The 8,107-nt window shown below is 30.9% G+C and carries 8 protein-coding genes; 1 reads left to right on the plus strand and 7 read right to left on the minus strand.

The genetic code is table 11. The annotated features are described in order from the left end of the window. Window positions 1-13 precede the first annotated feature (13 nt). The 5 genes from AACQ14_RS23165 to AACQ14_RS23185 form a co-directional block, all read right to left on the minus strand. On the minus strand, window positions 14-967 hold the full coding sequence (locus AACQ14_RS23165) for a GerMN domain-containing protein (protein WP_339365923.1): 954 nt from the start codon (window positions 965-967) through the stop codon (window positions 14-16). 34 nt (window positions 968-1,001) lie between these two features. Then, on the minus strand, window positions 1,002-2,318 hold the full coding sequence (locus AACQ14_RS23170) for a sensor histidine kinase (protein ID WP_339365924.1): 1,317 nt from the start codon (window positions 2,316-2,318) through the stop codon (window positions 1,002-1,004). A gap of 85 nt (window positions 2,319-2,403) precedes the next feature. Further along, window positions 2,404-3,102, minus strand: a complete 699-nt coding sequence (locus AACQ14_RS23175) for a response regulator transcription factor (protein ID WP_339365925.1) — start codon at window positions 3,100-3,102, stop codon at window positions 2,404-2,406. 10 nt (window positions 3,103-3,112) lie between these two features. After that, complete coding sequence (locus AACQ14_RS23180; RefSeq protein ID WP_339365926.1) at window positions 3,113-3,745, minus strand: helix-hairpin-helix domain-containing protein; 633 nt, start codon at window positions 3,743-3,745, stop codon at window positions 3,113-3,115. A gap of 86 nt (window positions 3,746-3,831) precedes the next feature. Continuing rightward, window positions 3,832-4,281 (minus strand): methylglyoxal synthase, encoded by a 450-nt coding sequence (locus AACQ14_RS23185; protein WP_339365927.1) that lies wholly within the window; start codon window positions 4,279-4,281, stop codon window positions 3,832-3,834. 294 nt (window positions 4,282-4,575) lie between these two features. Between AACQ14_RS23185 and AACQ14_RS23190 the strand changes: the two genes are divergently transcribed. After that, a complete protein-coding gene (locus AACQ14_RS23190; RefSeq protein WP_339365930.1) occupies window positions 4,576-6,516 on the plus strand; it encodes an NAD(+) synthase in 1,941 nt (646 codons plus the stop codon). Between the two features lie 43 nt (window positions 6,517-6,559). On the opposite strand, the gene AACQ14_RS23195 is transcribed toward AACQ14_RS23190, so the two are convergent. Both AACQ14_RS23195 and AACQ14_RS23200 read right to left on the minus strand, forming a co-directional pair. Beyond that, window positions 6,560-6,973: a LiaF domain-containing protein gene (locus AACQ14_RS23195; protein ID WP_339365928.1), complete on the minus strand. Its 414-nt coding sequence runs from the start codon at window positions 6,971-6,973 to the stop codon at window positions 6,560-6,562. A 78-nt stretch (window positions 6,974-7,051) separates the two neighbouring features. Beyond that, window positions 7,052-8,008, minus strand: coding sequence for a hypothetical protein (locus tag AACQ14_RS23200; RefSeq protein WP_339365929.1), 957 nt, complete (start codon window positions 8,006-8,008; stop codon window positions 7,052-7,054). Between the last annotated feature and the right edge of the window lie 99 nt (window positions 8,009-8,107).

The raw sequence follows: 8,107 nt of genomic DNA on the forward strand, positions 1-8,107 counted from the left end.
AGTGGAAAATTTATTATTTCTTATTATTGTCTAATACTAAATCCAAATTTCTTTCAAATAATATATTAAATTGTAAATGTCCCTTGAAGAGTTCCTCTTTTTCACCTTCAATTAAGAATTGAACCTTATTAATATCAGGAAGTTCAGTTAATGTATTTACTATTGAATAGATAGTTAGCAACTCTCCTGTTGAACCACCTGTATGCTTTGTTTTAAATTCTTTACTAAAATCAACATAACATACACCTTCGCTAATAGATGTACTAATAACTTTAGTCTCTGCAGGTATAGTTCTTACTTCTGTATCATTTAATGGGCCATTTATCAAGAGGTTAAGAACTGTTTTCTCTAATGGTTCATTAGGATTAAGCTCTAATTGTACCTCTTCTGGAACTAATCCAAGACCTTCTTTATCAGAAAAATATAATAATACTTTCTTTAAAGTTTTACTTTCATTTTCCGGGTCATCAAAAACCAATTGATCCTTACCAATAGGTCCTAGAGCTTTACCATCTGGTCCTTTTAGAGGCATTCCCTCAACATATATCTCTACTTTGTCAACAAAATCCAATTCTGTAAGAGATGATATTAAAGAAACACGGCATATGTTTTCTTCTACAGTATCTAATTTATAATACTCTTCTGAAACATTCAATATTAGATTCGATTTTTCTAGTTTCACTTCTAATAATCTTATAAAAGAAGGTACAGTAGTTATTGTATCTGGTTCATCTTCTATACCTGTTTGCAATATCTCAAATATCTCTGTGACAATATCCTCATTATTTACACTTGAAATATTAACATCTTTATTTATCCATGAATTTTTTTCCTTATTAGATAAATATATTTTAACACTTTTCTCACTTGGCTGTTGCTCAATATTAGCTTTTTGCTTATTGCCACAGCCTGTTAACGCTAATAGCAGAAAAACATACAACAAACTAATTCGCAATATTTTCCCCACTTCATAACACCTCCAACGAAATAAGCCCTTAGATTTATATATTATCATGTATTGGCCTTTTTAGTGGTATACTGACTTCAAAAGTCGTTCCACTTCCTAGTTCACTACTACATCTTATAAATCCTTGATGCATCAGTATAGCTTGGTGCGTAATAGATAATCCAAGCCCTGTACCCCCTGTTTCCCTCGAACGTGTTTTATCAACTCTATAAAATCTCTGAAAAACTTTATTTATACTTTCCTTAGGTATACCTATCCCCGTATCAATAACAAATATTTGTGCGTTTTTATAATCAGAATTAAGTGTGACTTTTATAGTTCCATATTCTTTGTTGTATTTTATTCCATTCTCAATTAAGTTAGTTAATGCTAATGAGATCTTAGTTTTATCAACTTCTGCAATAACTTCTCTATAGCTTTCAAAAACCATTTCTACACCTTTTATATCTGCTAAAGGCTTTAGTCTTTTTAATATAGACTCAATCAATAAGTTAATGTTGGTTTCACTAATATTCAACTCATTTTCATTCTTATCCAATGTAACCATAGTTAGCAGGTCGTTAATTATAGTAGTTTCTCTTTCTATTTCCTTACTAATATCCTCAAAAAATTCTTTGTATAATTCTTTTGGTGCATCTGGCTGCATCAATAAAGATTCAGCTAATACTTTTACTGAACTTAGGGGTGTCTTTAATTCATGTGATACGTTAGCAACAAACTGTCTTCTACTCTCATCAACCTGTTGTAACTTCTCAGTCATATGATTAAATGCTGTCCCTATTTCTTCAATTTCATTGTTACCTTTAATATCAATTTTTTCATCAACATTTCCATCAGTAATCTTATTAATACTTAATAATAACTTTTTGAAAGGCTTCGTTATGAGTCCTGAAAAATTATAACTTAGAGTAAGTATTAATATTAACAATGCTAATATTATCAAGTATGAAATACTTTTCAAACTGCTGATAGAATTATTAATGTCATCATAGGAATTAGTAAGTATGATAGCACCATATACTTCATCTTTTTTTTCATCTTTAATAGGAGTTACTACCTTAGCAAGATTAATACTTTTTTTGAACAATGAACTACTCTGACCTTTTAGAGCATCTATTACTTCTTGTCTAGCATATGCCTTACCTGTATCAATTTCATTAGAATCAAATTTAACAGTACTCTTAGAATCTAGTATAACTATTCTTTCATAATCTTGTCCGCCAATAATACTAACGTAATCTTTGATACCTGAACTATCGTTGATAAATCCTCTAACCATAAGATTAGTTGATATTATGTTGGCTTGTCTAAACATAGACCTTGATTTTTCTTTTACATAATAACTTTCCAAAGAGTTAAGTAATATGTTTGTTAATAAAATAAGTGGTATAATACTTACAACTACATAAGAAATAAATATTTTAGCCCTTATACTATTAAATATTTTTCTTGTTTTGATAATAATAACCAACACCCCACTTAGTATGAATGAACTTTGGCTCGCTTGGATTTGGCTCAACTTTTTCTCTAAGTCGTCTTACATGTACGTCCACCGTTCTTACATCACCAGGGTAATCATAGCCCCAAACAATATTGAGTAGATTCTCTCTACTATATACTTTATTCGGATGCTTACTAAAAAGTTCAAGTAAATCAAATTCCTTAGCTGTCAAATTAACTTCTTGGTTGTTAATGAATACTCTTCTGCTTTCGCAATCAATCTTTAACTCTCCAGAGTTGATTACAGCTTCAGAATCACCGTTATATTCAGTTTTTATCCTTCTGAGAACTGCTTTTATTCTAGCCTTTAATTCAAGAATATTAAATGGTTTTGTCATGTAATCATCTGCACCATATTCTAGTCCTAGAATCTTGTCCATATCCTCGCCCTTAGCAGTAAGCATAATAATAGGCATATTAGAAAACTCTCTTATCTGCCTGCATACTGATAACCCATCTATCTTAGGTAACATAACGTCTAATATCACTAGGTCATAAACATTTGTTTTAGCTAAATCAAAAGCTTCCTGCCCATCATAAGCAACATCAACTATCATGTCATCCTGCTCAAGACTAAATTTTATACCCTTAACAATTAATTTTTCATCGTCCACCACTAATATCCTTTTAGACATAGTAGACACCTCACTTTACAATAATTGAATCTTTTATCTTACTAAAAGCCCCTTCTTTTATTCCACTAACTTTCATTATATCTTCAATTGTCTCAAAATCTCCGTGTTCTTCTCTATAATCTATGATGAGCTTAGCACGTGATTCACCTATTCCAGGAAGTGTTGTCAACTTATCAATTGAAGCAGTATTGATATTGACTAATTTTTCTTCTGCATCATCAATGCAGAATTCGCCAGTCTCCATCTGTTCTTTGCTTGGAAAAATTATTTTTTCACCATCTTTTACTTGTCGTGCTAAATTAACATAATCTGTAGCGGCTTCTTCAGTTAAACCACCAGCAAGTTCTAACACTTCGTAAACTCTTGAATCTTCTTTGACAGTATAGACTCCTTCATTCACTACTTCACCACAAATATGTACATAAATGGTCTTTTCTAATTTCTCTGCATTATCCTCTTCGTTATTATCTTCATCATCAGTATTATATTCCTCATTATTATCTTCTGCACCAGCATTATATTCTACATTATCTTTTGTATCTTTGTCAACTTCTATTGATACACTGCTTTCTGAATTAACATAGATTATACCAACTACTATCACCAATAATATAAAAGCACCATAATACCATTTGTTCTTCATAATCACTTCTCTCCATCCATAAATTAGTCCAATTTTAATAATTACAAGTATAGAGTAAATATAATTATGAATTCCCTCTCAAGTATTTAATATTTTCTTTTGATTCTTGTTCCATAATCAATAATATATCTGTTGTAATGTTTATCCATAAGAGGTGAACTGAATATAAAATCTGCTGTAGCTACATTAGATGCCACTGGTATATCATATAGTACAGCAATTCTAAGTAATGCTTTTACATCAGGATCATGTGGTTGAGCTTCTAGTGGATCCCAGAAGAATACAAGAAAATCAATATCATCTTCTATTATCCTAGCTCCAATCTGTTGGTCACCACCTAATGGACCACTTTTATATCTTCTTACAGGCAGATTAGTTTCTTTCGCTATTACACTACCTGTTGTTCCTGTTGCATATAAAAAATGCTTTGATAATATCTCTCTATTATTAGAAACCCATTCGATCAAATCTTTTTTCCTATTATCATGAGCAACTAATGCTATATGTTTTTGTTTCCCCATTTTAACTTGGAACATATATCTTCCTCCTATTTATGATTTATTTTTCTAAAGTTTTACCTATATACACTGAATTTAACAATAATATTATAATTTATAACTTAATTAAATTCAATATGCAAACCAGAGTAATAATTTCTTAACTCTACTACTCATTGTACATAAAATCTATTCATTTTACAATGCATTTAACACAAATATAATAATTAAATATGTAATAGCATAGGTTAAGTGTGGTATAATAAATACGATAAATGAGTTTTTAATAAACAAAAGATAAATATCTTAATAGTAAATGGAGTGAATAACATGATAAATGACGGATTTGTTAGAGTCGCTTCTGCTTCACCTGTAATCAAGGTTGCTGACGTAGATTTTAACACAGATGAAATAATGAAATTAATAAACGATGCAATTGATAAAGACGTATCAATACTGGTTTTCCCTGAATTATGTATTACAGGTTATACATGTGCGGATCTTTTTTTTCAGGAGCCTTTAATCAGAAGCAGTATGGAAAAATTAGTTATCCTTAAAAAGTACTCTCTAGGAAAAGACATACTTTTTGTTGTTGGTGTTCCTATTAAATATAAAAACGCATTATACAATTGTGCTGCAGTCATATGTAATGGAAAAATATTAGGCGTAGTACCTAAGACATATATACCCAATTATAACGAATTCTATGAACAGCGTTGGTTTTCATCTTCTGAAACTATAATCAAAGATACCATAGTAATTGAATCAGAAGAAATCCCATTCGGTTCTTCCATATTGTTTAGACATAATGAATATGAGGACCTATGTATTGGTATTGAGATATGTGAAGATCTATGGTCACCTCTACCACCTAGTACAATACATGCTATCAATGGAGCAACTATTATTCTTAATCCATCAGCAAGTAATGACTTAGTAGGTAAAAGTTCATATAGAAAAGCTTTGGTATCCTCTCAATCAGCAAAAACTATCACTTCTTATGTCTACTCTTCATCAGGATTTGGTGAATCCACTACTGATGTTGTTTTCGGTGGACACTGCCTTATATATGAAAATGGGACAAAATTAGAAGAAAATAAAAGATTCATGTTAGAATCAACTATGATATATTCAGATATCGATATTGATAAATTAATGGCTGATAGAATCAAAATGACCAGTTATTCTAATCATCTAACCAATCGTTTTGATTCAAAATATATGGTCATTCCTTTTGATCTGACACTTAAGGAACACAATAGTATAGATAGATTCATTGACCCAAATCCTTTTGTACCAAACAATCAAGAAAAAAGAAGCAGGAGATGTCAAGAGATATTCTCTATCCAAACATTAGGGCTTGCAAAGAGAATCACTCACATAGGCTGTGAAAAAGTCATTGTTGGTATTTCCGGTGGTTTAGATTCCACTCTTGCACTGCTTGTATGTACAATGACGTACGACCTCCTTGGTAAAGACAGAAAAAATATCATCGGTGTAACTATGCCTGGTTTTGGAACTACAGATAGAACATACAATAATGCTATATCCTTAATGAATCATCTTGGAGTGACAATCAAGGAAATCTCAATTAAAAATGCTTGCCTAGTCCACTTTGAGGATATAGGCCATGACCCAAATGACCATAGTACAACTTATGAAAATGTACAAGCCAGAGAAAGAACACAGATATTGATGGATTTATCCAATAAGTATAATGGCATAGTAATCGGTACTGGTGATTTATCTGAAATGGCTCTTGGTTGGGCTACCTATAACGGCGATCATATGGCTATGTATTCTGTTAACACAACTATCCCTAAGACTCTAGTAAGATATCTAGTGAGATGGATTACTGAATACAAAGTAGGAGAAGATGCCAAAGCTGTACTATTGGATATACTTGATACTCCAGTTAGTCCAGAACTTCTTCCACCCGACAAGAAAACTGGAAAGATCAAACAGAAAACTGAGGAAGTTGTTGGTCCATATGAATTACACGATTTCTTCCTATATAATATGTTAAGATTTGGTTTTTCACCTAAAAAGATATATAGACTTGCATTACAAGCTTTCAATAATCAGTATACACCTGAGACTATCAAGAAATGGATTAATACTTTTTATAGAAGATTTTTCATGCATCAATTCAAGCGTTCATGTATGCCAGATGGTCCAAAAGTGGGTTCAATCTGTCTTTCTCCAAGAGGAGACCTTAGAATGCCAAGCGATGCAGTATCTAAGATTTGGTTAGAAGAGATAAAAGATATTTAATAATATAAAGGGTTGTAGAATATATCCTACAACCCTAGTATATTTACTCGTTACTTATATTAACATTAGAAAAACGTATGTCATACTCAATATTAAGAGTAATATCCTTACTTTCTTCATCTTCTTTTGAAGCATCAATTTCTATATTACCAGCTTTATTATTTCCCTCAGCAACAATTTTCCATTCTTGTGGAACTTTGATTGTCAAATTACTAAATAACGCTAACACCTTTATTGTTGTTCCATCTTCAATATCAATATCTGTCAAGTCAATATTAAGGCTACCAAAAACAACTGCAGCATCTTCAATTTCTTGGTCTTGTTCGTATTTTATGTCTTCATTATTGAAAATAACAACTTTGCTGAAAGCATCTGTTATTTTTTGGATTTTCTTATAAGCATAATAAGCTCCTCCACCAATTGCAGCACCTAAGACAAGTAATCTTTTTTTCTTCATTTGTATCCCCCTTTTATTGTAAGTACTATACTAATTATATCACTTAAAAAATAATAGTAAAGATTTTACATATGAAATTTATGCTTGTTCAATTATTGTTTCAATTTGATTATTGATAGAACTTTTTCTATTATTAAGCTGATTACTCTCTGTTTCTAATCTTCTCAAAATGCTGTTAACTTCATATTTTGTGTCCTCAACTTTTTCTATAGCACTATTTATCTTTGATTGAACAGCCCAATCCACAAAAAATCCATCAAAGAAATAATCTGCAAAGCCTAAGAAATCACCTAAATCCAACTCTGTATTAATGTAATCATCTACATCACTAAGTTCTCTAGCAAAAGACCTTATCCACTTTTGCATATCAGAAATATAATCCTGTGCTTCTGACATGTTTTCTCTTTTTGCCATAGTAGATAATAATCCTCCACCAAGCATATCCCAAGTTCCCCAATTCTTAGCTGACTGAAGAGCTTCTCGTGCATTATCAATACATGACATGGTGTTTTCACCAGCACTAATTGCTTCATCAATTTCTTTTAGCTGATTACTTATTTCTCTATCCTCTTCCATTAAACTCTCAATTTCATTCCATTTATCTGGCATATATGTAAGTATAAAATCCCTTTTTTGATTCAAGAGCATTTTATATTCTTCTTCTGCTTGACTAAGCTTGCTATATTTTATATTAAGTTTTTCTAGTGATGTTTTACAATCTTCTAACTGAGTTAGTACACTATCACATTTTAACTTGGCAGTTATTGCCTCTTGTTTTTCTTTGTCCAGCTTTTCAGCTTTATCATTAATTATAGTATGTAAGAAATTTGTAAAAGTAACTTTTGTAAGTTTTTCAACATCTTGTTCTTCTTTTCTGAGTTCTTCTTTTAATTGATGCCACTTATCAGTCAGCTTATTACAATCTTCTCCAGTTGATTTTATAAGCTTCTTATAGCGATTAGCCTCACTCATATTTTCTACACATTGTCTTAACTTATCATCTAATTCTTTTTTTCTTTCATTATCATAATTCATTTTGTTCAACCCCTTATTCTTTGTTTAATTATATTGTAAATCAATTATGTATTATTGTACACTCCACAAATTATATATTGATAGTGTCAACTTATTGTA

Origin of the sequence: Vallitalea maricola (assembly GCF_036985595.1) — a bacterium.
GTDB classification, from domain to species: Bacteria; Bacillota; Clostridia; order Lachnospirales; family Vallitaleaceae; genus Vallitalea; species Vallitalea maricola.